General features: G+C 45.0%; 1 pseudogene. It reads left to right on the forward strand.

Annotated elements, in window-relative coordinates:
- Nucleotides 1–645 (forward strand): annotated as a pseudogene (locus R7R78_RS26225) (YjiH family protein); the annotation flags it as partial.
- Nucleotides 646–718: the final 73 nt, after the last annotated feature.

Raw genomic sequence — 718 nt, forward strand, 5'->3', positions numbered from 1 at the left:
CTGTTCCTACCTTTCTACGGAGCTATCTGTTTAGCAGGTATCGTGGCTGCGGTTATCATTCCTCGTTTGCCGCCTCTAAGCCTGAAAAAAGACCGCTACATTGACGGTAGCAAGCCAGCAGAAGATGTAGATGCAGTGCCAGAAGGTCACACGACATTCTCATGGGGCATGGACTTAGCTCTAAAACGTGCTGCAGAAGTAAAATCTGTTCAGTCTGTATTCAAAGAAGGCGTACACAACGCTATCGATATGGTGTTTGGCGTACTGCCTGTGGTTATGGGTTTGGGTACCGTTGCACTAGTGATTGCTGAATACACGTCAGTGTTTGAGATCCTTGGTCAGCCATTCATTCCTTACTTAGAGTTGCTACAAATTCCTGAAGCGGTACAAGCATCGCAAACTATCGTGGTTGGCTTTGCAGATATGTTTATCCCTGCGATTCTGGCGGCATCTATCGACAACGAAATGACTCGTTTTGTTATCGCAGCAATGTCTGTTACTCAGTTGATTTACATGTCAGAAGTTGGCGCACTACTACTAGGTAGCAAGATTCCTGTCAACATCGTAGAACTGTTTGTTATCTTCATTCTGCGTACGCTGATTACACTTCCTGTGATTGCTGGTGTTGCGCATCTGATTTTCTAAAATCAAAGCATACACAAAGGCTCCGCTCTGTCGGGGCCTTTTTTACAAACAAAATTTGGCTTACTTCCCTACT

The organism is Vibrio sp. 2134-1, from assembly GCF_033339495.1.